Origin of the sequence: Microlunatus elymi, from assembly GCF_007362775.1 — a bacterium.
GTDB lineage: Bacteria > Actinomycetota > Actinomycetes > Propionibacteriales > Propionibacteriaceae > Microlunatus > Microlunatus elymi.
In genome coordinates this window covers 144,835-168,957 of sequence record NZ_CP041692.1, presented here as the reverse complement: position 1 = coordinate 168,957, position 24,123 = coordinate 144,835, and the positions used below count along the sequence as shown (strand labels likewise).

Below are 24,123 nucleotides of genomic sequence, written 5' to 3'. Positions count from 1 at the left end.
GATCACCAACGGAAGAAGGAAGAACCGTGAAGTACGAAGTTCTCGACTCGCATCAGCGCGAGCAATTCCTGGAGCAAGGATTCGTACGCATCCCGGACTGCTTTTCGCGGAAGGCGGCCGCCGAGTACACGTCGTGGATCTGGACTCGTCTGGGCTATCGCAGTGATGACCAGTCCACCTGGGCCGAGTCGTCGATTCACATGCCGACACATCGCACGATCGACGTCAAATCCTTTGCGCCCAAGGCCTGGCAGGCTGCCTGTGAATTGGTCGGCGGAGCCGACCGGGTGAAGGAGCCGTACACCTGGGGTGACGGATTCATCGTCAACCTGTGGGAAGGCGCGGACACGCCCTGGGAAGACGCGTCGGCCACCTCGCCCGGCTGGCACAAGGATGGTGATTTCTTCCGGCACTTCCTGGACTCTCCCGAACAAGGTCTTCTCACCCTGGTTCTGTGGTCGGACGTACAGCATCAGGGCGGCGCCACCTTCGTCGCGACCGATTCAGTCGGTCACGTCGCCAACTTCCTGGCCGACCATCCGGAGGGTGTTGGCCCCGGCGCATTCTCCCAAGCACGGTTGATCGATCAGTGCTCGCATTTTGCCGAGGCGACCGGAGAGATCGGAACGGTCTACCTGTTGCATCCGTACATCCTGCACGCGAAAGCGCAGAACGTGACGCGGACGCCGCGGTACATCACGAACCCGCCGATTCATCTGAATGCGCCGATGCGTTTCGACCGGGAGCAGTTTTCGGATCATTCCTTGGTCGAACAGGCCGTCCTGCGGGCCCTCGGCACCGAGCGCTACCACTTCGAGCCGACCCAGCCGCGGGAGTCGATCGTTCCGGCTCGGGTCAAGGCGCAGCGGGAGCGGAAACAGGCAGAGGACCTGCGACTGAACACCTCATACAACTGACGCGGCGCCATCACGGTGACGAACCACGACATCGCAATCACGGACTTCGGCCGGGACCCCGATCCGGCTGCCGTGCTGGACTTTCTCACGGAGTGGGTGGCCGGCAGTAATGGCGTCGCGGAGCAGCACGTCGCCGACCACGCCGACGGCGCTGGGACGACGCTGACCGCCAGGCTCGATGGGACCGTTGTCGGCCTCGTCACCCTGCGTTGGACGTCGAACAATCCGGACTTCGCCGCGCACAACATCCCGTTGGTGCATCAACTGATGGTCGTACCCGGTCACCGGCGGACGGGGATCGGCACGGCATTACTGGACGCGGCCGAACGACTGGCGGCGGACCGGGGCCGGACGACCGTGGGCATCACCGTCGGCCTGTTCGATCAGTACGGGCCCGCCCAACGGTTATACGCCAAACGCGGGTACGTGCCGGACGGGAAAGGTGCCTGCCGAGCACGAACACCGCTGTGTGAGGGCGAGATTGTCACAGTCGACCACTCGCTGATCCTCTGGCTCACCAAGGACCTCAAGCAGCTGCCGTCCAATCGGAACCGAGGAGAAGTCGGTGTTCGGTAAATCTGGATCGAGGGCAAATCTGGATCGAGGGTAATGCAAATCAACCGCGTACCCATGGCCGAGGAGTTAGGCGAATGGCCGAGGAGTTAGGCGAAGACAGGTGTCCGTATTCGGCATGGCAATTCAGAATGCTGCTTGGTCACCGCGCAGTGAGCAGTTCTACAACCGGTTGTTGGTCGGCCTGGAGGACGAACTGGTCGCGCAAGCTCACGGACTACTGATCAAGATCGTTTCTGACCGGGACGAGGAGCTTTCGACGCTCCGGCAGTGGGCCCGGGACGGCGCCGTACAGGGCGTTGTGTGCAAGGACATCGCTGTCGGGGACGACTTCGAGGCCTCGGTGCAGCGGACCGGACTCGCGTACGCGATCCTCGGCGACTCGTCCCAGCTCAATCACGCCAACCTGGTGGCGGTCAACAACGCGGACGGGATGCGCCGGGTGCTGGACCACCTGATCGCGGGCGGCCGGCACGAGATCGACTGGATCTCGGGCCCACAGCGGCAGCTGCACACCCACGTTCGGCTCGGCGTGTTCGAACAGTATCGGGCCGACGGGCGGATCCTCGGTCAGGCGGCGGAGGCCGACTACGACGTCGACCGCTGCCTCGAACTGATCACCGCGGCGCTGCAGCGGGACGTCCGACCGCGGGCGTTTCTGCTGGATGGCGAGGACGTGGGGATCCGGGTGCTGGAGCGAATCCGCGAACTGGGCTTCTCGGTCCCCGGTGACGTGGCGCTGATGTGTTGGGACGACTCGCTGACCTGCCAGCGGGCCGATCCGCCGATCACGGCGCTCAACCACCACGTCGAGGAGCTCGGCCGATCGGTCGGCAGGTGCCTGGTCGCCGCCGCGGCGGGCCGGTTGTTGCACGAGACCGCACCCGATCTGCAGATCGTCGCCCGCGCGTCCACCGACTGAATCCGATCCCGTCCGGCGCAACCGACGCGGAGCCGTCAACCCGCGAACGGTCCGCCCGCGCCGAAGACGATCTCGGTGAAGCGTTCGCCGATCCGGCGATGGGTGGCCGGATCGGGGTGCAGGTTGTCCGGCAGCGGCAGCTCGTCGTGATCATCCGGACCGTAGAGCCGTCGGCCGTCCAGGTAGTGGAGCTGCGGATCGGCGGCGCCGCGTTGCTGCACGATTCTCCCCAGCTCGTCCCGGATGGTGTTCAGGGTGAGCTTGCCCTGGGCCACCTCGGCAGGATCTCCGGTGGCGACGAAAGCGATGGTGCCGTCCTCACGGAACTGGGGCGCGCCGGGACCCGGAGTGTCTTCGTGGATCGGGCAGTAGATCGGCGAGATCAGCAGCAACGGCGTGTCCGGGTGGGCGTCGCGGATGGTGTCGAGGTAGCCGTGCACAGCCGGCGTGAAGGCACGCATCCGGATCAGGTCGGCGTTGGTGAGGTTTATGCCGAGCTTGATGCTGATCAGGTCCGCGGGCAGATCGCGGACGGTCCGCGCGATGAACGGGTCGAGCAGCGCACCCCCACCCAATCCGAGGTTGGTCAGATTGACGTCGCCGCCCCGGGCGGCGACGACCGGCCAGATGGTCGTCGGGCCGTCGGCGTTCGAGCCGTGGCTGATCGAGCTGCCGTGATGCACCCAGCGTCGGCGATCATCGGTCACTGGCACGATCGGCGCGTCGGACCGGAGCTCGATCAGCTCGCTGACTTCGCCGTACGGGAGCCAGATCTCGACGGTCTTTGGGGCCGGGCCAAGATCATCAAACCGCAACGTGTGACTCGGTCCCGGCTCCAACCGGCTGCTGCCCGTGGCAAGGTCAACACTCAGGACGTTGCCAGCCGCTGCCTCGGTCTCGGCCCGAAGCTCGCCGTCGACGACCAAGTGATAGCGAACACCCGGCCGCGGCGGTGCGCCCGGATAGACGACCTTGGTCGGCAGCACCTCCAACTCCACCACGTCGGCCGTCGTACGAAACACCAGCCGGACGCCGGAGGTCTGTGCCTCCACCATCGCCAGTTGCGGATCCGCGGTCTGGGCCCGAGCCCAACCCGGCAGCCGATGTGGCCGTACCCCTCGTTCGGTCTGTTCCAACTCGACAACCCCGTGCAGCAGGTCGGCCGTGATCGGGACCTTGATCAAGTTCTCCCGGTCGGACTGGTCGGGCTCTGGAGTGGACATCGGCGCGGTCATGATCGACATCCTGCCAACGGCCATTCATCCGGCCCCGCCCGGCCCCGGCTGCCCGTCCCGATCACCGCGGCGGACGGGGGGCGACAGATCTCGTGCGCTGCTGCGGGACGTGTGTCCCGGAGTGTGCGAATCGCGCTCCGCGCTCGACCGGGATGGCTACCTTGAGAAGGTGGACGTCAGTACGTTCTACGCGCTGTTCTCGACAACCTGCTTCACGCTCACCGGGTTGTGGTGGAACGTCGTTCACAACCGGCCCGACTGGAGCCGGGACAGCGCGATGCGCCGAACGATCGGCGGCATCTACCTGTCGTTCCTGCTGCCGGCCCTGATGGGGTTGTTCGCCCAGGTCGGCGGCACGACGTCGCCGGCGGTGTGGCGGATCTCGTTCGTCGTGATCTCGCTCGTCGGTGCGGTCTCGATGCTCCGGCTGTTGTCGCGGGCCCGTGGTGACCGGTCGAATTCGGTCGTCAGGGCGGCCCAGGCCGGCGGACTGCTGGCCTATCTGCTGATCGCCGTGCTCGGCGTCGCACCGGGTCTGGTGGGCGGCATCGGGTTGAAGCCGATCCAGGTGGCTGCGCTGCTGTTGATCATCCTGGTGATTTTGGCGCACGGACTGGTCTGGCGATTCATGCTCGACGCCAACGCCGCGCGAGCCGACTGACAGGGCCGATTCATGGGGCCGGCGGGCGCGTCGGGAATCTTCAAGACGCGGACGCCCTAGGCGGGTTGACTCATCCCCATGACCGAAACACAGCAATCCGAAAGCAGCACCGCCACGCCGGTGGCAAGCGTGGCCATGTTCACCATCGACTGTGCCGATCCGAAGCCGTTGCTGGACTTCTACTCCCGACTGTTGGGCATGACGATCGCCTACCAGGACGAGAATGTCGGCATGCTGGCCGGCGAGAACGGGCCGGCGATCGGCTTCGGCAAGGTTGATCACTACACGCCCCCGGCGTGGCCGGATGACAACAGCGACAAGCAGTTCCACCTGGACCTCAAGGTCGCCGACATACCGGCCGCCGAGAAGGCCGCCGTGGAACTGGGCGCTACCGTCCCCGATCATCAGCCCGGCGAAACCTGGCGCGTGCTGCTCGATCCGGCCGGCCACCCGTTCTGTCTGACGGTCTGGCAGATGTGATCGCGGACCTACGGGCTGGATCCCTTACAGGGTTCAGAGATCGGCGTACGGGTCGAAGGCGGCGACCGCGCCGATGACGATGGTGGCCGGAGCGCCCAGGCCTTCGGCGCGGGTGCTGGCGGCGATGTCGGCCAGCGGCGCGCGGACAATGCGCATGGTGGACAGCGTGCCGTCCTCGATCACGGCCGCCGGAGTGTCGGCGGCCAACCCGTTGTTGATCAAGGTCTCGGTGATCACCGGCAGGTGCGCCATTCCCATCATGATCACCAGGCTGGTACCGGTGCGCGCGAGTGCCGCCCAGTCGACGGTCGAACGTGGATCGTCCGGGCGTACGTGGCCGGTCACCACGGTGAACCCCTGGGTCAGACTGCGGTGAGTCACCGGGATGCCCGCGGCAGCGGGCGCCGCGATCGCCGAGGTGACTCCGGGAATGATCCGTACCGGCACGCCGGCGGCCGCGCAGGCCTGCCATTCCTCGCCGCCGCGGCCGAACACGAAGTTGTCGCCGCCCTTGAAGCGGACCACCTTCAGGCCCTGCTGAGCGCGCTCGATCAGCAGGGCCTCGATCGAACGTTGCTCGGCAGCCGGGCCGCGCGGAATCTTGCCCACGTCGATGATCTCGGCGTCCGGTCTGGCCTGGGCCAGCGCGGCCAGGGGTGCCAACCGATCGGCAGCGATCACGTCGGCGTCCTTGATCGCCGCCAGGCCGGCCACGGTCAGCAGACCGGGATCTCCGGGGCCGCCACCGACCAATACCACTTCACCGGCGCGGACTGCGTCCTCGCCCGAATCCCTGTCCAGCAAGGAATTGCTGCTCGGTGAGTCATCGCTACGCTGCTGGCCCGCGGCCGAACCACTTCCGGGCAGGGTGTACACGACGATGCCGTGCTCGGCGGCGGCCCGCAACGCCCGATGATCACGATCAACATCCTCGGCGATGATCAACAGCGCGACGCCGGCCAAGAATTCCGCTGCAAAGCTGTCCGCCAGCTCGATCCGGCCGCGTTGGGCAAGATCACGAAGGGCTGGAGTCGGAGCAGCCGCGAGCACCCGGACACGGGCGCCGGCGTCGAGCAGCGCGGAGACGGCGGCCACGGCCGATCCGTCCCGACCGATCGCCAGAATCCGTCGCCCGCCGACCTCAAGACCTCGCCACAAACCCAATTCAGGCTCCCGGTGTCCGCGGCCCACCCCGGCGGTGGGCCGGTGTCATTGTTCCGCACCGGATCCGCGTGCGGTGTGCTCGTCTCGGCGGACGTTGACTTCCTCGGTCGGATCGGCCGAGCGTCCGGGGCGGCCGCGTGCTTCGCAATCCGCGGCATGCGAATTTTTTCGTGCCGGATGAGAAATTGTTGCGGTACCTCTCGGGCACACGCGTCCCTTCCCTGATGGGCTCCGATCGAAAGCTACCGAAGCGCTTCAGTTGACGTCAAGTCCGCGGTGGCTCAAGACCGGGTCGGAAAGCGGTCCCGGACGGTAAAATCCCTAGCCAGAGCCAGGTTAATCGATCATTGAGGTGGTCAGGGCGGGTCTTCTGATGACGTTTTGGACACGATTGCGGCGATCCGAGCAGAAGTTCGGCCGAGGCGGTTGACAAGCCCCGGTCGGGCGGCTCATTGTTATCCGAGTCGACTTCTGAGGGCGTTCGCAGCTGCTCTGGTTTCGACAGTTTTCGTTCAGAGACGAGCAATGACCCGCACGATCTCGGCGGGTTCGGAAGGACCGATCATGGCTCCACGTCCTAGTTCTGCGTTCTCCCGTCGGGGATTCATCGGTCTGGCCGCGGGGGCTGGACTGGCGGGTGCCGCGACCCTGACCGGCTGCAACCGCGCTGCCAGCAGCGGTGGTGGCGGAGGAGGCGGCGGCAAGACCGCGTTGAAGTTCTGGAACATGCCCTGGGGCAACGACCAGTTCAACGTGCTGGACAAGAAGATCACCACCGACTACAAGCCCGCCGAGGGACTGAATCCGGCGACGTACCAGGTCATTCAGTGGGCGAACTTCACCCAGACCTTCTCGTCCGCGGTCGCCTCCAACACCGGACCGGCGGTCAGCTCCGGCGGCGGTACCCAGGCGTTCCAGTTCGAGTCGCAGGGCAAGATCGCCTACGCCGACGACCTGCTGAATTCGTGGAAGAGCAACGGCCTCTACGACGACTTCCTGCCCAACCTGCTCGACACCATGAAGGTCCAGAAGGGCTACGCGGCAGTTCCGTACAACCTCGACATGCGGGTGATGTGGTACAACAAATCCCTGCTGGAGAAGGCCGGAGCGGACATCCCGACCGACTGGGACAGCTACCTCAAGTCCTGTGCGGCACTGAAGAAGATCGGCACCTTCGGCTACGGCACCCGCGCGGGCGCCGGTGCCTACCTCGGCAGCCACGCCCTGGTCTGCTGGATGATCAACAACGGCGGCGGACTGTTCAACGAGGGCCACGAGCCCGAGATGGTCACCGACGCCAACGTCGAGGCGATGGACTTTGTGCTGGAGTTGGTGAAGAAGGGCTACTCCGACCCGCGCGCGGTCAGCTACAGCAACGACAACGGCGACACCCAGTGGCGGAGCAAGAAGTTCGCCATGGGCATCGACACCGCCGGGCTGGCCAACAACATCGGCGGTTCGGTCGGCAAGGATCTGTTGGTGATGAGCCCGCTGACCGGGCCGTCGGGCAAGAAGGGTGCGCTCTACTTCCCGAACAACATCATGATGTACACCAACACCCCGAGCCAGAAGGCGTCCGAGGCGTTCCTCACCTACTACTACAAGAACATGGCGCAGCTGTGGACCAAGCACACCGGCATCGGGTTGCCGCCGCTGAAGTCGATCAGTGAGACCGCCGAGTTCCAGCAGGATGCCAACGCGGTGAAGGCGATCAAGGAGTGGCAGCCGATCTCGCACACCTGGTCGGCGCCCGGTTCCGACGCGCTCTTCCTCGGCGTCACCGCCGTTGACGGCACACCGGCGATGGACACCTTCACCCAGTCGATCCTGGGCGGCAAGACCACGTCGAAGGACGCACTGTCCAAGTTGCAGGATGCCGTGGCCAAGACGATCAAGTCGCTGGGCTGATTTTGCGGCGATCGCTGGGTGAGCCCGGTCGGCACACCGGCCGGGCTGACCAGCTGTGCTAGGAGGCTTGATTCATGTCAGGGTCCGCACTCGCGGAGAATTTCGACAAGGCACGTCGCGGTGTCGGCGTCGGCACCGGCGCACGGCCGGTGCCGCCGGGTAAGCGCAACCGACTGAGCCGCAATGCGGTGACGTTGATCTTGCTCGCCGCGCCGTCGTTGTTCCTGCTGTTGTTGATCAACTTGTACCCGCTGTTGTACGCGGCATTGCAGTCGGTTCGCGACGGCACGTTGATCAAGACGGGCGACTTCATCGGACTGCAGAACTACGCCGACGTCCTCACCGATCCGGCCTTCTGGCACGCCGCACTGTTCACGTTGATCTTCACCATCACCGGCGTCTTCGGTAGCTGGATCATCGGTCTGGCGCTGGCGATGCTGCTGCGGACGAAGATCCCCGCCGGAACCCTGTTCAAGGTGCTGCTGCTGTTGCCCTGGGTGGTGCCGGTGGTGGTGTCGTCGACGGCCTGGAACTGGTTGGTGGCGACGCCGCAGAGCCCGCTGCCGATCCTGTTGGAGCATCTCGGCTTCGGCAACGTACTCTTCCTGGCCGATCCGACCCTGGCCAAGATCACCGTTTGTGTGTTCAAGGTCTGGATCAGCTTCCCGTTCATGATGATGATGATGAGTTCGGCGCTGGCTTCGGTCGACGTCAACGTGTACGAGGCCGCAAAGGTCGACGGCGCGACCGGCTGGCAGGCGTTCCGCAACATCACCATGCCGCTGATCTCGCGATCCACCTACATCAGCTGGATCCTGATGACGATCTTCTGTGTGAACGACTTCCCGACGATCTTCCTGCTCACCGGCGGCGGACCGGTGAACGCGACCACATCTCTGGTGGTGCTGGCATATCGGACCGTCTTCCAGAACTTCCAGACCGGGCCCGGGGTGGCCATCGCGTTCCTGATGACGCTGGTGCTGGTTGTGGTGTCGGTCGTGCTGTACCGCCAGATCAAGAAGGTGAACATCGAATGACCGAGACCATGCTGCAGGCGGCATCTCCCACGTCGGCGCAGGAGTCGCCACGTCGCCGGTCCGCACCGCCGGACGAACGCGGCAAGTGGTGGCGGTTCGTGTTGATCTTGGTGATCACCGCGATCGTGATCATCCCCGTCGTCGGCGTGTTGATCTTGTCGGTCCGTCCTGGACTCGGCAGTTCGGCGACCGGCGCGACGCTGGAGAACTTCCAGCACGTCTTCGAGCAGACCAACATCGTCTACTGGCTGGAGAACAGCCTCGGTGTCACCTTCGTCACGGTGATCATCGCGCTCGCCGTGGCGGCGCCGGCCGGCTACGTGATCTCGCGGGTCCGCAACAAACTCGTGTCGGGCTACTCGCTGGTGCTGTTCATCGTGCAGTCGTTGCCGGTGGTCACCGCGGTGATTCCGCTGTTCATCCTGTTCGCCAAGATCAATCTGGTCGACAACCTCGGCGGCGTGGTGATCGTCTACGTCAGCTCCAGTCTGTCGGTGTCGATCTGGATGATGGCCGCCTACTACGACTCGATCCCGATCTCGCTGGAGGAAGCAGCCTGGATGGACGGCTGCTCGCTGTTCGGCGGATTCCTGCGGGTGGTGCTGCGCAACTCGTTGCCCGGCGTACTGTCGACGGCAATCTTCTGCTTCCTGCTCTCCTGGAACGATTACCTGATCGCGTTGGTGTTCCTGCGTTCGGACCTGAACTACACGCTGCCGATCGGGTTGGAGACCTTCTTCCAGCAGAACGCCACCAACTGGGGTCTGGTGATGGCGGTGGCCGTGGTGATGATGTTGCCGCCGGTGATCTTGTTCGCCGCGCTGAACAAGTACTTCAGTGTCGGCGGCATCGGTGGGGCACTCGCCGGGCGATGATCAAGATCGCCTGACGTCGGCGGCCCGAACGATGCTCGACAACGGCAGCTCGGGCAATTGCCGACATCAGCCACCTGAGAGCCACGGGTGCGGCATGATCCTGCCGGGAAAGATGGATGACGACGACCGATCGGGGAGGGGACAATGGCGGACGCCCAGGTGACTGCGCAGGAACGGTCGACGTTGTCCCGGATCGCTGCTGACGCGGACGTCTCCACCTCGACCGTCTCCAAGGTGCTGAACGGTCGCGCGGGCGTCTCGGAGGCGACCCGAGCCAGGGTCGAGGATCTGCTGCATCAGCACGGCTATCAGCGACGTGGGTTGCGTGACCCGGCAGCGCTGATCGAGTTGGTCTTCGCCAACTTCAGTACGGTCTGGGCGTTGGAGATCCTGCGCGGCGTACAGACGGCCGCGGCCGCCCGCGGACTCGGCGTGGTGGTGACCGAGAGCGGTGATCATCGAGCGCCCGGTCCGGAGTGGATGGACGGCGTGCTGCAGCGCAATCCGATCGGTGTGGTGCTGGTGCTGTCGGGGGTCACCAGGTCCCAGCGGCAACAGTTGCAAGCCCGCGGAATCCCTGTGGTGATTGTGGATCCGGCCGGGAACCCGGCGCCCGGCGTCGCGTCGGTCGGTTCGGCGAACTGGAACGGCGGCCTGTCGGCAACCCGGCACCTGCTCCAACTGGGACATCGCCGGATCGGCATCATCGGCGGTCCGGTGGACATGATCTGTTCCCGGGCCCGGCTGGCCGGTTATCGTTCGGCGCTGGAGGAGGCCGGGGTGCCGGTCTGCGAGGAGTTGATCCTGGCCGGCGACTTCGAACGCGACAGCGGACTGCGGCAGGCCCAGCGGTTGCTGGCACTGCCCGATCCACCGACGGCGATCTTCGCCTGCAACGACCTGATGGCGCTCGGCGTGTACGAGGCCGCACGGCTGGCGGGACTGACGATTCCGGACGATCTGTCGGTGATCGGCTACGACGATCTCAACGTCGCCGAGTGGACCGGGCCGCCGCTGACCACCGTTCGGCAGCCGCTGCTGGAGATGGGTCGGCAGGCCGCCCAGATGGTCCTCAGCCTCGACGAGACCGGCCCGGCCCCTCGAGTTGATCTTGCTACCGATCTGATCATCAGGCAGAGTACGGGTCCGGCTCCGAGTTGATCTTGGATTGCGTCGGCAATCAGGACGCCGCTATCTCCTGCTCCCGGGGGCCTGGGAACGGAGGTAGTTCAGCGCCAGGTCCATCGCGGCCTCCAGGTGATCGATCCGGCCGGTGGCCATCAGCACGGCCACCCCGCCCTGGATCAGAGCCACGATGGCTTGCGCGGTCCGGCGTGGGTCGAGGCCGGTGCGGACCTTGCCCAAGCGCTGCATCGCGACCACGCCGGCGGCCAGCTTGTCCGCCCACTGCGCCAGCAGCACCGTCGTCACCTCACCGGCGCCCTGGGTCTGCCGCACCTGGGACATCAACGCCGCCAGTGGGCAGTTGGGCCCCTGCGCTCGATAGCGGGCGATCACGGCGTCGCGCCAACGTCCCCAGGCAGCCCAGCTGGTGAGTTCGCTCAGGTACGGGTCCTGATCGGTCAGCACCCGCTCGGCTTCGTACCGGGCGACCGCGAGCAGCAACTCCTCCCGTCCGCCGGGAAAGTAGTGGAACAGCTGACTCTTGCTGGTCGACGTCCGGGCCCGGACATCGTCCAGGGTGGTATCGGCGACGCCGAAGTCGCGGAGCTGCTGTGCCGCACCGGCAATGATCCGGCGCCGCGTTGCTTCGCCCTTCGGTGTCAGCTTGGCCGTACGGTCCACGAACTCACGCCCTCCTGTGCGTTGGGCACCACGCTAGCCCGAAACTTTGGACTTTCGAGTCCAAAAAGATGTTCCTACCGTCATGGCCCATGAACCCACGTACAGGTACCCGTTTGCAAGGCAAGACCGCTCTGGTCACCGGATCCACCCGCAACATCGGCTCTGCGATCGCCGTCGCGCTGGCGGCCGAAGGTGCGTTCGTCATCGTCTCCGGACGGGACACCGCGCGCGGCGCCGAGGTCGTCGACACGATTACCGGTGCCGGTGGCCACGCGGCCTTCGTCCCCGCGGACCTCGACGGTTCGCCGGAGGCGAGTCGGCGGCTGGCCGCGGATGCCCTGACCGCAGCGGGCGGCAGGCTCGACATCCTGGTCAACAACGCCGGCATCTACCCGGCGGTCAGCACCGTCGACACCGACGAGGCCGCCTTCGATCGGATGTATGCGATCAACGTCAAGGCTCCGTACTTCCTGACCGCGGCAGTCGTGCCGTCCATGATCGAATCCGGCGGTGGCGTGGTGATCAATCTCGGATCCTGGATCGCCCGGCTCGCCGTCCCGGTCGGCGCGCTGTACGCATCGACCAAGGGAGCGATGGAAACGCTGACTCGAGCATGGTCTGCAGAGTTCGGCCCACACGGCATCCGTGTGAACGCGATTTCGCCCGGCGTCATCAGACCAGAGGAGCACGCCGCCGACGGAGATTTCCCCGGTGCTGCTCTGATGAACGGCACACCGGCGGCCGCAGCCGGAAACGCCTCAGGGATCGGCGCCGCAGCCGTCTACCTGGCCAGTGACAACAGCGTTTTCGTGCACGGCACGGTGCTCGACGTCGACGGCGGCCGCACAGCTGTTGCGGTGGTCGCGTGAATTGGTGTGGTCGACGTCAGCCGCCAGTGAGGTCGGCTGCGACGAGCACCCCGGTCCCGTCAGGGTTTCGCCTGGGCCAAGATCAAGTTGCGTGACGAAGGTGCAGTTCCGGAGGCTGAAACTCTGCACCTTCGTCACGCAAGTTGGCCGTCGCGGCGGGTGGACTTGTGTATGCCCACCGCCGCACAGTTGCCCGGCTCCTGCTTGACCATGACCCGGTCAGTGGAACACCGGCCGAAGCGACCAAACCAGCTCCTCTCCATCCTCGCCGGCCAGCTCGCCAATGCCCCCGAGGCATCCTTGGCGATGCTGCGCTCGGTGCTGACCAACCCCGAAGCGGCCAATGCTGCCAGCACCGGGATCGCGCGCTACCAGAAGCAGATCGCTCGCGCCATCCCCAGCCATGATGCGCAGCTACGCGCTGCGATCATCAGCGCGATCACGTTTGGGGTGACTCTGTCCCGGCACCTGATCAAGTCACCCGAGCTGGCCGACGCCGACCCGGATGAGGTGATCGCCTTGCTGCGTCCTGCCGTGCTGTGTCTGGTTGATGGCTCCGACAGTGGCAGTCAGCCGAGAGTCGCAGAAGGCTGAGCATGCAGCGCCAGTACGCCGTGAGATCGCTGGATCTCGCGACGTCGTGTCGCGCCGTTGGACGAGTAGGGTGCTTGCGCGGGGCTAGGAGGCGTACGGGATGGAGTTGTCCCATTCACGGCGTGCGGTGACTGCTGCGATGTCGACCGGCTCGGCCCTTGGCTTGGCGGTGGACGACGCAGTGGTCCTCAACGACTCCAATCGGATGGTCGTCCGGTTGACGCCCTGCGACACGGTCGCTCGAGTCACCCCGACGACGCACTACGCGGGCCATTGGATGAGTCCGGAACGAGAAGTCGAGATCGTGGCAGGGCTCGGGCAAACAGACAGCCCGGTTGCTCAACTCGACCCGCGGGTCGAGCCGCGGGTCCAGGTGCGGGACGGCTTCGCGATCACTTTCTGGACGTACTTCGAACCGATGCAGTCACGTGTTCCGCCCGCCGACTACACGCGGGCCCTTGAGCGCCTTCATGTCGGTCTGCGGCAGCTCGGGGTGACGACGCCGCATATCACGGACCGCGTCACCGCCGTACAACAAGACGTCGCCAACCGCGACGTCACGCCCGAGCTCACCGATGCGGACCGCGCGTTCCTTGCCAGCACGCTGGGCGATCTGACGCTGTCGATCACGGATCGACGCGCACCCGAGCAGCTACTGCACGGCGAGCCACACCCGGGGAATGTGCTCGTCACCAGAGACGGGCCGCTCTTCATCGACTTCGAGAACACCGCCCGCGGACCCGTCGAGTACGACCTCGGCTGGTTGCCGATACGGGTGAGCGACCGCTACACCCAGGCCGACCAGCAGCTGGTTGATGGCTGTCGCGGCCTCGTACTGTCGATGGTCGCGGCCTATCGATGGCGGCGCGGCGACCGGCACCCCAGTGGCAGGGAGTCGGGGACGGCATTCCTCAACGCTCTGCGGGCCGGCCCACCCTGGCCGGCGCTCGACGACGTGACGTGGTAGTCGCCCGGCTATTTTGCCCGAGCCCAGGTCTGGAAGGCGTTGACCGCGCCAGGATCGCCGGTGACGTTGACGTGGGCTGCGTCCCGGCGGCCACTCACCCATAAGGCGAGCTCGACCGGGTCGCCGGTGAGGGTCACGCCGTCGCCCGGTTTGATCTCTCGGCTCTCGCCCTGCGGGGTTGCCAGCCGTACACCGACGGGCGCCTTGCGCAGCCCGAGCTTGGCCAGCGTCCCGAGTTGCCGCCGGATCGCCAGTTGCTCGTCCTCGGGCAGGTCCCTCGGTTCGGCAGGCTCCGTGCCGGCCCGCCGGATGTCCTCGTGATGAATGACGTACTCGACGAGGTTGAGCTTCTCCGCCGCCCAGCTCATCGGAGACCACCGCGGAGTGTCCCGGCTGAACCGATCGATCAGCTCCTGGTATCCCGCCGGCGTCATCGCGGTGCCGGTGAGCTTGGTGAGTCCGGGCTCCTGTCCCGGCGGCTTTCGCGAGATCACGTCACCGAGGACTCCCGCCGGCCGCTGCTCGCGCTGGATCAGGTGTGCGAGCAACCGGCGTACGTTCCAGCCCTCGCACAGCGTCGGCGCCTCAGCATCCGAGCTGCGGAACGTCGCGACCAGTGCCGTCTTCTCCTGCTCGACCCACGTCATCCGTCGACCTCCGTTCGGGCGGTGATACCCCGAGAAGTCTGCCACCCAGGCCGACGTCGAGCCCAGGAGGCAGGTTGATCATGGCTGCCTCGACTCTCGCGGTGTGGCTGCGGAGTCGGCGATCGCGGCGAGCCGCCGGGCCAACTTCGCGGTCGCATCGCGAAGCTCAACCGGCTCCAGGATCTCCAACTCCAGATCGAGCATCGCCAGGTGTACGGCGATCCAGTCCAGACTGTCCCCACCGGCGAGCAGCACGCACCAGCCATCATGATCATCTTCGATCCGGCCCACCTGTGGAGGGATCAGCGAGCGCGCATGCTCCGGGTCGGTGTGCAACCGGACCCTTGCCAGATGCCGGTACGGCGACGCAGTGACCGATCGTTGCACATACTCCACCGGATCGGGATGATCACCGATCCGGAACCGCCAACTGGTCGTGATCAACTCGCGCATCCGGTCAAGCCGGAAGGTCCGCCAGTCGTCGCGATCGACATCGCGGGCCATCAGGTACCAGCGCCGGCCGGTGGTCACCATCCGGATCGGCTCGACCGTGCGCAGCTGCTCGTCACCGCTGCGGCCCGCATATCGAAACCGCACGCGTACGGTGTCGCGGCAGGATCGCGCCAGGCCGGCCAGCAACTCGGGATCGACCTCATAACCCGGGCCGAGCAACGTGTCGGTGGCACCGTGCACAGCCCTGACCTCCGACCGCAATCGCGGCGGCATCACCTGATCGAGTTTGGTCAGTGCTCGCAATGCTGCCTCGGACGCACCGGCGACCGTTCCTGCCGAAGCGAGGCGCAGCGACACCGCGGTCGCGATCGCTTCTTGATCATCGAGCAGCAGCGGCGGCAGTCGCGTACCGGCGCCGAGTTGATAGCCACCGCCGACGCCGGCCGTTGCGTGCACCGGATAGCCGAGGATGCGCAGCCGTTCCACATCGCGGCGGATGCATCGCGTGGTCACGCCGAGCTCATCCGCGAGTTCGGCCGAGGTCCAGGTCGGACGGCGCTGTAGCAAGGACAGCAGTCGCAGCACCCGCTCGGTCGTCGACTCCTGATTCACGCCGAAATCGTCGCACGGATCGCGGAACGATTCTGTCCGCTATCTGCGGCAGGCTGTGCCCATGACCGAAATCACCTGGAACGAGCAGCTGCGTGACCAGCTGGACTGGCACTGGCGGCATCAAGCCCGGCCCCGCCTGGACGGGCTGACCGATGACGAATACTTCGACGAGCCGGCGCCGGGCACCTGGAACGTCCGTCCGCGGGGCACGGGTACGGCGCCGGTCCAGGCCGGCAGCGGCGCGATGACGATCGACTTCGCCTTCCCGCCGCCCGAGCCGCCGCCGTTCACCACCATTGCCTGGCGTCTCGGCCACGTGATCGTGGGCGTTCTGGCGATGCGCAACGCCTCCCACTTCGGCCGGACGCCGACCGACTATCACGCGTTCGATTACGCTGCGACCGCGAGCGAGGCGTTGGCGCAGCTCGATGCGGAGTACGAGACCTGGCAAGAGGGCGTCGCCGCGCTCGGCGAGGAAGGTCTGTCCCGCCCGTGCGGCCCGGCCGAAGGGGAGTGGGCCGACCACCCGATGTCCGCGCTGGTGCTGCACATCAACCGCGAGCTGATTCACCACTTGTCCGAGGTGTGCCTGCTCCGCGATCTTTACCTGCACACGCATTTAGCAGGGCAATCGTCACAATCAGGGCACTCAACCGAAAGGGTGGCGAGTTGAGATGACCCGCACCGTACAGATCACGTTCGACTGCGCCGATCCCGGCCGGCTGGCCGAATTCTGGGCCGACGCGCTCGGCTACCGGCTGGACGATCCGCCCGCCGGCTTCGACTCCTGGGACGCCGCCCTGGACGCGTTCGGCGTACCGGAGTCCGAGCGCAACAACGCCTCTGCCGTGCACGATCCGGACGGCGTCGGCCCACGGCTCTACTTCCAGCGGGTGCCCGAACCCAAGCAGGCCAAGAACCGGTTGCATCTCGACGTACGAGCAGCACCGGGTCACGAGGGCGAGCAGCGGATGGCCGCCCTGGAGGCCGAGGCCGAGCGGCTGGTCGCCCGCGGAGCCAGCCGATTGCAGCGCCACGAGCCCAGTCCGCCGATGGGCCTGGGCCACATCATCATGGCCGACCCCGAGGGCAACGAGTTCTGCTTGGATTGACGGGAGTTGTCAGTCGGTGGTCACCAGGCGTAGGAGGTCAACTCGGCCAGCAGGTCGTCGGCGTCGACCTCCAGCCCGCGGGCGGTGAACCAGCTGCACACATTGCGACAGTCGCGAGCCAGAAACTCCATCCCGCTGGGGTTTGCGACGATGTCAACCACCTGCGGCAGGTCGATGATCACCAGTCGATCATCGGCCACCAGCAGGTTGTACGGGGACAGGTCGCCATGTGCCTGCTGCCGCCCGGCGAGCACCACCATCGCCTGGTGCAACTGCTCCCAGTAGGACGCGAGTTGATCTTGGTCGGGACGGGTCTGCGCCAGCCGCGGCGCCCCGGTCCCGTCCTCGACGGTGATGAACTCCATCAGGATCTCGGTGCCGTCCAACTGGATCGGATAGGGCACCGGCAGCCCGGCCGACCACAGATCGGCCAGGGTGAAGAACTCCGCCGCGGCCCATTGCCCGGCCTCCACCGACCGACCGTGGCGGGTGCCCTTGGCCATCGCCCGCCGGTCGCGGCTGTTGCGGACCCGGCGACCCTCGGTGTAGCCGGTGTCGCGGTGGAACTGGCGATGATCCGTGCTCCGGTAGCGCTTGGCGGCCAACACCGTACGACGTTCACCGAGGGCACGTTCGATCAGGTCGACGTCGGCCTCCTTGCCGGACTTGAGGGTGCCGAGCTCGGTCTCGATGGCGCCGGATTCGGTGATCACCCAGTCGGGCACGGGCTCCGGGCCGGTCAGGATGCCGGGGTCGTCGTAGGCGGACCAGCGCTGACCGGGCCCGGGCTCGGCTACCGGGACGAAGGAGAACGAGAATGCAGCGGTGTCGCTGCCGGCAGTTGAACTGTCAGCGGCGGGGGTGTCCCAGTCGGGACGGGAAAGCGGTGACGAGGTCACGGAAGGCTCCTGGGTTCTGGATCGGCAAGCGGGCGCGATCAAGCACGACAATCACGGCGGCGCCTCCCTTCTTGCGGGCCGGCGGAGTTAGGGCCTCGCCGGCGATCCAGAACCTGTGGGCCGCAGCGACGATCGGAACGTGTCCGACGAGGCTGCGCATAACAGGCGGGGACAGCATCGGGCAAAACAACTCGGGTGGGCAAGTTCTTTTCTCCCGAACAACACGGCCGGGGTACGTTGGGCGCCACAGGCTGGCGTACGGCCACACCCAGGCTGTTCTCCGGCCCCAGGCTGTTTCCGATCGGCCGAACGTGCACAGCTGCGGCGATCCCGCAACGACGCGAGAGGAACCTTCGATGGGCGAGATGAGCGGCTCGTCGACCGACGTCGACTTCATTCAGCTGCTGACTCCGGAGGGGACTCTCGTCTCCTCCGACGAGTATCAGAACACCTGCACCGACGAGCAGATCGCCGGGTTCTACCGGGACATGACGCTGACCCGCCGGATCGACACCGAGGCGACGGCCCTGCAGCGACAGGGAGAACTCGGACTCTGGGCTTCCTGCCTGGGCCAGGAGGCGGCGCAGATCGGCTCCGGCCGTGCGCTCGGCGGTCAGGATCACGTCTTCCCGACCTACCGTGAGCATGGGGTCGCCTGGACGCTGGGGATCGATCCGGTCGACCTGCTGCGGCTCTTCCGTGGTGTCGATCTGGGCGGCTGGGATCCCGATCAGACCCGGTTCAACCTCTACACGATCGTGATCGGCGCGCAGACGCTGCACGCCACCGGTTATGCGATGGGGCTGGAGCGGGACGGGCTGGTCGGCACCGGTGATCCGGATCGGGATGCGGCGGTGATCGGCTATCTGGGCGACGGTGCCACCAGTCAGGGTGACGTCAGCGAGGCGTTCGTCTTCGCGGCCTCGTACAACGCGCCGGTGGTCTTCATCTGCCAGAACAATCAGTGGGCGATCTCCGAACCGATCGAACGGCAGTCCCGAATCCCGCTCTACCGCAGGTCGGCCGGCTTCGGCTTTCCCGGCGTACGGGTTGACGGGAACGACGTGCTGGCGATGTACGCGGTCACCCAGCAGGCGCTGGAACGGGCCCGGTCGGGCAGCGGCCCGTCCTTCATCGAGGCCTACACCTATCGGATGGGCGCCCACACCACCTCCGACGACCCGACGAAATACCGGCTGGGCGACGAGGTCGAGCACTGGCGGCTGAAGGATCCGATCGCCCGGGTGAAGGCCTACCTGGTGCGTAATGGGGCAGTCACCGAGGACTACTTCACCGAGATCGACGCCGAGGCGGATGATCTTGCTGCCGATCTGCGCAAGCGGTGCCTGGAGTTGCCGGAACCGCGGCTGGTCGACGCCTTCGATCACGTCTACGCCGAGCAAACCCCTTACCTGGAAGAGCAGAAGGCCAACTACGCGGCCTACCTGGACACCTTCACCGATGACGATCAAGAAGATCAACTTCCGGTCCAAGGGGGTGTGCGATGAGCCGGCTGACCATCGCCAAGGCGTTGAACGCCGGTTTGCGGCGCGCGCTGGAAGCCGACCCGAAGGTGGTGCTGGCCGGTGAGGACATCGGCAAGCTGGGCGGAGTTTTCCGTGTCACCGAAGGTTTGCAGAAGGATTTCGGCGAAGCGCGGGTGATCGATTCGCCGCTGGCCGAGTCCGGCATCGTCGGCACCGCGGTGGGGATGGCGCTGCGTGGCTATCGTCCGGTCTGCGAGATGCAGTTCGACGGCTTCACCATGCCCGCCTTCGACCAGATCGTGAACCAGGTCGCCAAGATGCGCAACCGATCCGCCGGCCGGCTCAAGATGCCGGTGGTGATCCGGATCCCGTACGGAGGAGGGATTGGAGCCGTCGAGCACCACAGCGAGTCACCCGAGGCGTACTTCTGCCACACGCCAGGGCTCAAGGTCGTCTCGCCGTCGAACGCCCACGACGCGTACTGGATGATCCAGCAGGCGGTAGCGTCCGACGATCCGGTGATCTTCTTCGAGCCGAAGCGTCGCTACCACGAACGCGGCGAGGTGGACGAGCACACCGAACCGCAACCCCTGCACACGTCCTCGGTGGTACGGCCGGGCAGCGACGTCACCGTGTTGGCGTACGGGCCGATGGTGAAGGTGTGCCTGGACGCCGCCACCGCCGCCGAGGACGAGGGGCGCAGCCTCGAGGTCATCGACCTGCGAACGCTGTCCCCGTTGGACATGACCATGATCACCGAGTCGGCGCAGAAGACCGGTCGGGTGATCATCGTGCACGAGGCCGCGGTCAGCGGTGGTCTGGGTGGCGAGATCGCCGCGCGGATCGGCGAGCACTGCTTCTACTCGCTGGAGGCGCCGGTGCTGCGCGTCGGTGGCTTCGACATTCCCTACCCGGCAAGCCGGCTGGAGGAAGAGTATCTTCCTGATCTTGATCGAGTGCTGGACGGCGTCGACCGCTCACTGGCCTTCTGAGGAGAGTGATCATGAAGCAGTTCCGATTGCCCGATCCCGGCGAGGGGCTGGTCGAGGCGGACATCGTCAGCTGGCACGTCGCTCCGGGTGATCAGGTCAAGATCAACGACATCCTGCTCGAGGTCGAGACCAGCAAGTCGATCGTCGAATTGCCCAGCCCGTACGCGGGAACGGTGACGGAGTTGCTGGTCGGCGAGGGCGACACCGTCGACGTCGGCACCCCGATCATCACCATTGACGACGGCACCTCCGTCACGGTCCCTGAGCCTGTCGAACGGTCGGGATCCACCCGAGGGCAGGAAGCCGCTCCGAAGGGCCCTGAGCCCGCCGAAGGGCAAGAAGCCCAACCACAGCAGGCCGATCCCGGCAAACGCGAACCCGTATTGGTCGGCTATGGGGCCCGCGCAGGCTCCACCAAGCGCCGGGCCCGCAAGGTCGCCGACAAGCCGGAGGAACCGCATGCGGCGGTGGCCGACGCGTTCGGCACCGACCACCCGGTCTCCTACCGGCACGGCGAGCCGGCGCCGTTGCACCCGGTTCCGGCCGAGCCGGTCGGCGATCCGCTGCCGCAGCCCGGTCAGCCCCATGCCGAGCCGCATCCCAGCGGTGGCCGGGTGCTGGCCAAACCGCCGGTTCGCAAGCTGGCCAAGGATCTTGGAGTTGATCTTGCTGCCGTGAACGGCAGCGGACCGGGCGGCGTGATCACCCGCGACGACGTCGAATCCGCAGCCTCCAATGCTCCTGAGCCGGCCTCCAAGGGTCCTGAGCTTGTCGAAGGACCGGAATCCGACACGACGAGAGCACCGGCCCCCGGTCGCCAGGACGTACGAATCCCGATCAAGGGCGTCCGCAAGGCAACCGCGCAGGCCATGGTGACTTCCGCGTTCACCGCGCCGCACGTCACCGAGTGGGTCACCTGCGACGTGTCCGCGACGATGGCGCTGGTCGAATCGATCAAGGCACGCAAGGAATTCGCCGAGGTCAAGGTCTCGCCGCTGTTGATCATCGCAAAGGCCTGCCTGTTGGCCCTACGGCGTACGCCCTCGATGAATTCACGTTGGGACGAGCCGGCGCAGGAGATCGTCCAGCACGGCGCGGTCAACCTCGGCATCGCTGCTGCCACCCCGCGGGGCCTGGTTGTGCCCAAGATCAAGAACGCCGACCTGATGAGCCTGCGCGAGCTGGCCGGAGCGTTGCAGAAGTTGATCATGGTCGCTCGCGAGGGCAAGAGTCAGCCGGCGGATCTGGCCGGAGGCACGTTCACCATCACCAACGTCGGAGTCTTCGGTGTCGACGCCGGTACGCCGATCCTCAACCCGGGCGAATCCGGCATCCTGGCGGTCGGCGCGATCAATCGTCGCCCGTGGGTGGTCGGCACCGGAGCCGACGAACGGATCGAACCGCGCTGGGTCACCACCCTGGCCGTCTCCTTCGACCACCGCATCGTCGACGGGGAACAGGGCTCCCGCTTCCTGGCCGACGTCGCTGCCATCCTCTCTGACCCCGCCACCGCCCTGCTGTTCTGAGCAACCGAAGCTCAGGACTTTTTCGGCCGGACGGTCGCCGGGGCTGGCAGTGGGCTGAGAAGCGACCGCGCCCGGCACGGATCGGGCCTAACGTCGGGACTGGTTAGTACACGACAACTAACTGTTCGCCCTTCCTGAGTTGGATCCAGGGGTCCGATGATGAGCATGAGTCGAGCAGAGCGCGCCCGGATCGCGGTACGCAGCCCGCACTACAAGTGGATCGTGCTGTCCAACACCACCCTCGGCGTACTGATGGCTGTGATCAACTCGTCCATCCTGCTGATCGCGCTGCCGGACATCTTCCGCGGGATCAGGATCAATCCGCTGGCACCGGGCAACACCAGCCTGCTGCTGTGGGTGATCATGGGCTATCTGCTGGTCACCGCGGTCCTGGTGGTCAGCTTCGGGCGGCTCGGCGACATGTACGGCAGAGTGCGGATGTACAACGCCGGTTTCGCCGTGTTCACCTTGTTCTCGATCCTGTTGTCGATCACCTGGATGCACGGCACGCCGGCGGTGTTGTGGTTGATCATCATGCGGGTACTGCAGGGCGTCGGCGGTGCGATGTTGATGGCCAACTCGAATGCGATCATCACCGACGCCTTCCCGGTTGATCAACGCGGCTTCGGTCTCGGGCTCAACCAGGTGGCCGGAATCGCCGGATCCTTTGTCGGCTTGGTGATCGGCGGTCTGCTCGGACCGATCGAGTGGCATCTGGTGTTCCTGGTCTCGGTGCCGTTCGGACTGTTCGGTACGGTCTGGGCCTACCTCAAGCTGCACGACACCGGCGTCCGCCGGCATGCTCGGATGGACTGGTGGGGCAACATCACCTTCGCCATCGGCTTGATCTCGGTGCTGGTCGGAATCACCTACGGGATCCAGCCCTACGCCGGCCACACGATGGGCTGGACCAATCCGTGGGTGCTGACCGCGTTGATCGGCGGCGGTGCGGTGCTGGTCGTCTTCTGCGTGATCGAGACCCGGGTGGCCGAGCCGATGTTTCGGATCGAGCTGTTCAAGATCCGCGCCTTCGCAGCGGGCAACATCGCGTCGTTGCTGAGTGCGCTGGGGCGCGGCGGGCTGATGTTCATCATGATCATCTGGCTGCAGGGGATCTGGTTGCCGATCCACGGTTACAGCTTCGAGTCGACGCCGTTGTGGGCCGGCATCTACATGCTGCCGCTGACCGTGGGCTTCCTGGTGGCGGGGCCGACCTCGGGATGGTTGTCCGATCGCTTCGGCGCCAGAACCTTCGCCACCGTAGGGATGCTGGTCGCCGCGGCCAGCTTCGTCTGGTTGTACGTGTTGCCGGTCGACTTCGCCTACTGGCAGTTCGCCGTGGCGTTGTTGATCAACGGTCTCGGAATGGGCATGTTCGCCGCACCCAACCGGGCCGGCATCATGAACAGCCTGCCGGCGCACCAGCGCGGTGTCGGGGCCGGGATGAGTACGACCTTCCAGAACTCCGCGATGGTGCTCAGCATCGGCATCTTCTTCTCGTTGATGATCACCGGCCTGGCCCGGACGCTGCCGCACACGTTGACGGCCGGACTGACCGCGCAAGGTGTGCCGGCGGCCTCCGCGGCCGAGATCGGCGCTCTGCCACCGGTCAGCGTGTTGTTCGCCTCGCTGCTGGGCTACAACCCGGTCCAGACCCTGCTCGGACCGACCGTGCTCGGTCGGCTGGCCGCACCTCAGGCCGCCTACCTGACGGGCCGAGAATTCTTTCCCTCGTTGATCTCGCAGCCGTTCTCCGCCGGACTCGGCATCGCCTTCGGATTCGCCGCGTTGGCCTGCGTGGTGGCCGCGATCGCCTCTGCTCTGCGCGGCGGCAAGTACGTCCACGTCGACGCCCCGGAAGTGGCCGAGGATCAGCAGCCGGCGGGGTCGAGGAGTGAAGGATGATCAACTCGACCGAGCGGTCCGACACCGCTCAACTGGCCGGCCAACTCCGTACGGTGATCAACCGGCTCGGCTATCACCTGCGGCAGCCGGCGACCCGCGAGGGCCTGACGCCGACCCGGCTGACTGCCCTGGCCGCGTTGGAGAAGCTCGGTCCGCTGCGGCCCGGCGATCTTGCTGCCGCGCTCGGCGTGACCGCGCCGAGCATGTCCCGTCTGGTCGAGGCGTTGACCGACGGTGGCTGGGTGTCGCGACAGCAAGATCACCATGATCGGCGGGCGTATCTGCTGGCGCTGTCCGATCACGGGCGTACGACGCTGGCCGGCTTGCGTTGCGCCGGCACCGGAGTGCTCAGCGAAGGAATCGCCGAGTTGACCGCAGCGCAACGTGCCACCCTGGCAGCTGCCCTGCCGGTGCTGACCGAACTGGCAGACCGCCACCTCGGCAGCGGTCGAGGTGACGACCCGAACTGACGGTCCCGAGCG

25 protein-coding genes and 1 pseudogene are annotated in these 24,123 nt (G+C 66.2%); 19 read left to right on the top strand and 7 right to left on the bottom strand.

The genetic code is table 11. The annotated features are described in order from the left end of the window. The first annotated feature begins 26 nt into the window (after positions 1-26). The 3 genes from FOE78_RS00740 to FOE78_RS00730 all read left to right on the top strand — a co-directional run bounded on the left by FOE78_RS00740 (position 27) and on the right by FOE78_RS00730 (position 2,412). On the top strand, positions 27-917 hold the full coding sequence (locus FOE78_RS00740; RefSeq protein WP_143984629.1) for a phytanoyl-CoA dioxygenase family protein: 891 nt from the start codon (positions 27-29) through the stop codon (positions 915-917). Positions 918-932: 15 nt separating this feature from the next. Further along, positions 933-1,493 carry a GNAT family N-acetyltransferase gene (locus FOE78_RS00735; RefSeq protein WP_168207299.1) on the top strand — a complete coding sequence of 187 codons (561 nt, stop codon included), beginning with the start codon at positions 933-935 and terminating at the stop codon, positions 1,491-1,493. A 115-nt stretch (positions 1,494-1,608) separates the two neighbouring features. Further along, entirely contained in the window at positions 1,609-2,412 is an 804-nt protein-coding gene (locus FOE78_RS00730) for a substrate-binding domain-containing protein (RefSeq protein WP_143984627.1), read from the top strand. Positions 2,413-2,447: 35 nt separating this feature from the next. Here the strand turns inward: FOE78_RS00730 and FOE78_RS00725 are convergent, their stop codons facing one another. Continuing rightward, positions 2,448-3,647 carry a GDSL-type esterase/lipase family protein gene (locus FOE78_RS00725; protein WP_228265982.1) on the bottom strand — a complete coding sequence of 400 codons (1,200 nt, stop codon included), beginning with the start codon at positions 3,645-3,647 and terminating at the stop codon, positions 2,448-2,450. 169 nt (positions 3,648-3,816) lie between these two features. Between FOE78_RS00725 and FOE78_RS00720 the strand changes: the two genes are divergently transcribed. Together FOE78_RS00720 and FOE78_RS00715 are read left to right on the top strand one after the other, a co-directional pair. Next, positions 3,817-4,308 (top strand): hypothetical protein, encoded by a 492-nt coding sequence (locus tag FOE78_RS00720; RefSeq protein WP_143984625.1) that lies wholly within the window; start codon positions 3,817-3,819, stop codon positions 4,306-4,308. 78 nt (positions 4,309-4,386) lie between these two features. After that, entirely contained in the window at positions 4,387-4,788 is a 402-nt protein-coding gene (locus FOE78_RS00715; RefSeq protein WP_143984624.1) for a VOC family protein, read from the top strand. A gap of 33 nt (positions 4,789-4,821) precedes the next feature. On the opposite strand, the gene cobA is transcribed toward FOE78_RS00715, so the two are convergent. Continuing rightward, a complete protein-coding gene (gene cobA / locus FOE78_RS00710; RefSeq protein WP_228266169.1) occupies positions 4,822-5,589 on the bottom strand; it encodes a uroporphyrinogen-III C-methyltransferase in 768 nt (255 codons plus the stop codon). Between the two features lie 129 nt (positions 5,590-5,718). Beyond that, a pseudogene (locus FOE78_RS24500) lies at positions 5,719-5,883 on the bottom strand (hypothetical protein); the annotation flags it as partial. Positions 5,884-6,516: 633 nt separating this feature from the next. On the opposite strand from FOE78_RS24500, the gene FOE78_RS00705 reads away from it, so the two are divergent. From FOE78_RS00705 to FOE78_RS00690, 4 genes are all read left to right on the top strand, one after another. After that, on the top strand, positions 6,517-7,860 hold the full coding sequence (locus FOE78_RS00705) for an ABC transporter substrate-binding protein (RefSeq protein ID WP_143984622.1): 1,344 nt from the start codon (positions 6,517-6,519) through the stop codon (positions 7,858-7,860). Positions 7,861-7,934: 74 nt separating this feature from the next. After that, entirely contained in the window at positions 7,935-8,897 is a 963-nt protein-coding gene (locus FOE78_RS00700; protein WP_143984621.1) for a carbohydrate ABC transporter permease, read from the top strand. Beyond that, on the top strand, positions 8,894-9,772 hold the full coding sequence (locus FOE78_RS00695; protein WP_143984620.1) for a carbohydrate ABC transporter permease: 879 nt from the start codon (positions 8,894-8,896) through the stop codon (positions 9,770-9,772). Before FOE78_RS00700 ends, FOE78_RS00695 begins: the two co-directional genes overlap by 4 nt. 144 nt (positions 9,773-9,916) lie before the next feature. Beyond that, positions 9,917-10,933, top strand: coding sequence for a LacI family DNA-binding transcriptional regulator (locus tag FOE78_RS00690; protein WP_143984619.1), 1,017 nt, complete (start codon positions 9,917-9,919; stop codon positions 10,931-10,933). Between the two features lie 30 nt (positions 10,934-10,963). Here the strand turns inward: FOE78_RS00690 and FOE78_RS00685 are convergent, their stop codons facing one another. Then, complete coding sequence (locus FOE78_RS00685) at positions 10,964-11,578, bottom strand: TetR/AcrR family transcriptional regulator (RefSeq protein ID WP_143984618.1); 615 nt, start codon at positions 11,576-11,578, stop codon at positions 10,964-10,966. 89 nt (positions 11,579-11,667) lie between these two features. Between FOE78_RS00685 and FOE78_RS00680 the strand changes: the two genes are divergently transcribed. The 3 genes from FOE78_RS00680 to FOE78_RS00670 all read left to right on the top strand — a co-directional run bounded on the left by FOE78_RS00680 (position 11,668) and on the right by FOE78_RS00670 (position 14,008). Then, positions 11,668-12,447, top strand: coding sequence for an SDR family NAD(P)-dependent oxidoreductase (locus FOE78_RS00680; protein WP_143984617.1), 780 nt, complete (start codon positions 11,668-11,670; stop codon positions 12,445-12,447). A 171-nt stretch (positions 12,448-12,618) separates the two neighbouring features. Next, on the top strand, positions 12,619-13,041 hold the full coding sequence (locus FOE78_RS00675) for a TetR/AcrR family transcriptional regulator (protein ID WP_210414744.1): 423 nt from the start codon (positions 12,619-12,621) through the stop codon (positions 13,039-13,041). Between the two features lie 100 nt (positions 13,042-13,141). After that, positions 13,142-14,008 carry an aminoglycoside phosphotransferase family protein gene (locus tag FOE78_RS00670; protein ID WP_143984615.1) on the top strand — a complete coding sequence of 289 codons (867 nt, stop codon included), beginning with the start codon at positions 13,142-13,144 and terminating at the stop codon, positions 14,006-14,008. Between the two features lie 8 nt (positions 14,009-14,016). Here the strand turns inward: FOE78_RS00670 and FOE78_RS00665 are convergent, their stop codons facing one another. Beyond that, positions 14,017-14,655 carry a TIGR03085 family metal-binding protein gene (locus FOE78_RS00665; RefSeq protein ID WP_143984614.1) on the bottom strand — a complete coding sequence of 213 codons (639 nt, stop codon included), beginning with the start codon at positions 14,653-14,655 and terminating at the stop codon, positions 14,017-14,019. A 78-nt stretch (positions 14,656-14,733) separates the two neighbouring features. Next, complete coding sequence (locus tag FOE78_RS00660; RefSeq protein WP_143984613.1) at positions 14,734-15,720, bottom strand: helix-turn-helix transcriptional regulator; 987 nt, start codon at positions 15,718-15,720, stop codon at positions 14,734-14,736. A 61-nt stretch (positions 15,721-15,781) separates the two neighbouring features. On the opposite strand from FOE78_RS00660, the gene FOE78_RS00655 reads away from it, so the two are divergent. After that, entirely contained in the window at positions 15,782-16,393 is a 612-nt protein-coding gene (locus tag FOE78_RS00655) for a DinB family protein (protein WP_143984612.1), read from the top strand. 1 nt (position 16,394) lies between these two features. Further along, positions 16,395-16,832, top strand: a complete 438-nt coding sequence (locus tag FOE78_RS00650; RefSeq protein ID WP_143984611.1) for a VOC family protein — start codon at positions 16,395-16,397, stop codon at positions 16,830-16,832. 20 nt (positions 16,833-16,852) lie between these two features. Here the strand turns inward: FOE78_RS00650 and FOE78_RS00645 are convergent, their stop codons facing one another. After that, on the bottom strand, positions 16,853-17,731 hold the full coding sequence (locus tag FOE78_RS00645; RefSeq protein ID WP_143984610.1) for a serine protein kinase RIO: 879 nt from the start codon (positions 17,729-17,731) through the stop codon (positions 16,853-16,855). A gap of 356 nt (positions 17,732-18,087) precedes the next feature. On the opposite strand from FOE78_RS00645, the gene pdhA reads away from it, so the two are divergent. From pdhA to FOE78_RS00620, 5 genes are all read left to right on the top strand, one after another. Further along, on the top strand, positions 18,088-19,239 hold the full coding sequence (pdhA, locus tag FOE78_RS00640; protein ID WP_210414743.1) for a pyruvate dehydrogenase (acetyl-transferring) E1 component subunit alpha: 1,152 nt from the start codon (positions 18,088-18,090) through the stop codon (positions 19,237-19,239). Then, the gene (locus tag FOE78_RS00635; RefSeq protein WP_143984609.1) at positions 19,236-20,210 is read left to right on the top strand and encodes an alpha-ketoacid dehydrogenase subunit beta; all 975 of its coding nucleotides are present in this window, start codon (positions 19,236-19,238) and stop codon (positions 20,208-20,210) included. Before pdhA ends, FOE78_RS00635 begins: the two co-directional genes overlap by 4 nt. 11 nt (positions 20,211-20,221) lie before the next feature. Next, positions 20,222-21,736, top strand: coding sequence for a dihydrolipoamide acetyltransferase family protein (locus FOE78_RS00630; protein WP_210414742.1), 1,515 nt, complete (start codon positions 20,222-20,224; stop codon positions 21,734-21,736). A 165-nt stretch (positions 21,737-21,901) separates the two neighbouring features. Next, positions 21,902-23,641 (top strand): MFS transporter, encoded by a 1,740-nt coding sequence (locus FOE78_RS00625; protein ID WP_143984607.1) that lies wholly within the window; start codon positions 21,902-21,904, stop codon positions 23,639-23,641. Beyond that, positions 23,638-24,111 (top strand): MarR family winged helix-turn-helix transcriptional regulator, encoded by a 474-nt coding sequence (locus tag FOE78_RS00620; RefSeq protein ID WP_143984606.1) that lies wholly within the window; start codon positions 23,638-23,640, stop codon positions 24,109-24,111. Before FOE78_RS00625 ends, FOE78_RS00620 begins: the two co-directional genes overlap by 4 nt. Positions 24,112-24,123 lie beyond the last annotated feature (12 nt).

Coding starts and splice junctions, on each gene's coding strand:
- FOE78_RS00730 (WP_143984627.1), top strand. CDS start 1,609: ATGGCAATTCAGAATGCTGCTTGGTCACCGCGCAGTGAGCAGTTCTAC.
- FOE78_RS00725 (WP_228265982.1), bottom strand. CDS start 3,647: ATGACCGCGCCGATGTCCACTCCAGAGCCCGACCAGTCCGACCGGGAG.
- FOE78_RS00715 (WP_143984624.1), top strand. CDS start 4,387: ATGACCGAAACACAGCAATCCGAAAGCAGCACCGCCACGCCGGTGGCA.
- FOE78_RS00705 (WP_143984622.1), top strand. CDS start 6,517: ATGGCTCCACGTCCTAGTTCTGCGTTCTCCCGTCGGGGATTCATCGGT.
- FOE78_RS00700 (WP_143984621.1), top strand. CDS start 7,935: ATGTCAGGGTCCGCACTCGCGGAGAATTTCGACAAGGCACGTCGCGGT.
- FOE78_RS00695 (WP_143984620.1), top strand. CDS start 8,894: ATGACCGAGACCATGCTGCAGGCGGCATCTCCCACGTCGGCGCAGGAG.
- FOE78_RS00690 (WP_143984619.1), top strand. CDS start 9,917: ATGGCGGACGCCCAGGTGACTGCGCAGGAACGGTCGACGTTGTCCCGG.
- FOE78_RS00680 (WP_143984617.1), top strand. CDS start 11,668: ATGAACCCACGTACAGGTACCCGTTTGCAAGGCAAGACCGCTCTGGTC.
- FOE78_RS00675 (WP_210414744.1), top strand. CDS start 12,619: ATGCCCACCGCCGCACAGTTGCCCGGCTCCTGCTTGACCATGACCCGG.
- FOE78_RS00670 (WP_143984615.1), top strand. CDS start 13,142: ATGGAGTTGTCCCATTCACGGCGTGCGGTGACTGCTGCGATGTCGACC.
- FOE78_RS00665 (WP_143984614.1), bottom strand. CDS start 14,655: ATGACGTGGGTCGAGCAGGAGAAGACGGCACTGGTCGCGACGTTCCGC.
- FOE78_RS00655 (WP_143984612.1), top strand. CDS start 15,782: ATGACCGAAATCACCTGGAACGAGCAGCTGCGTGACCAGCTGGACTGG.
- FOE78_RS00650 (WP_143984611.1), top strand. CDS start 16,395: ATGACCCGCACCGTACAGATCACGTTCGACTGCGCCGATCCCGGCCGG.
- pdhA (WP_210414743.1), top strand. CDS start 18,088: ATGGGCGAGATGAGCGGCTCGTCGACCGACGTCGACTTCATTCAGCTG.
- FOE78_RS00635 (WP_143984609.1), top strand. CDS start 19,236: ATGAGCCGGCTGACCATCGCCAAGGCGTTGAACGCCGGTTTGCGGCGC.
- FOE78_RS00630 (WP_210414742.1), top strand. CDS start 20,222: ATGAAGCAGTTCCGATTGCCCGATCCCGGCGAGGGGCTGGTCGAGGCG.
- FOE78_RS00625 (WP_143984607.1), top strand. CDS start 21,902: ATGAGTCGAGCAGAGCGCGCCCGGATCGCGGTACGCAGCCCGCACTAC.
- FOE78_RS00620 (WP_143984606.1), top strand. CDS start 23,638: ATGATCAACTCGACCGAGCGGTCCGACACCGCTCAACTGGCCGGCCAA.